Below are 233 nucleotides of genomic sequence, written 5' to 3'. Positions count from 1 at the left end.
AAGCACACGCAGGGAACGCTCTACTTCTACTGTAAAGTCAACGTGTCCCGGTGTATCGATGATGTTGATACGATGCTCTAACGCGCCTGCTTTCGGCTTGCAGTTTTCCTGCAGCGTCCAGTGACATGTTGTCGCAGCAGATGTGATCGTGATACCTCTTTCCTGCTCCTGGGCCATCCAGTCCATAGTTGCAGTTCCTTCGTGAGTATCACCGATCTTATGGTTAACACCTG

General features: G+C 50.6%; 1 protein-coding gene. It reads right to left on the bottom strand.

The genetic code is table 11. The features are described from left to right. Positions 1-233 (bottom strand): GTP-binding protein (locus NE558_RS14340; protein WP_256150847.1); only part of this gene is annotated, 233 nt, incomplete at both ends.

This window comes from Anaerotignum propionicum (assembly GCF_024461735.1).
In the GTDB taxonomy this organism is placed as follows: Bacteria; Bacillota; Clostridia; order Lachnospirales; family Anaerotignaceae; genus Chakrabartyella.
The sequence above is the reverse complement of the archived record's forward strand: the minus strand, read 5'-3'. Positions and strand labels throughout refer to the sequence as shown.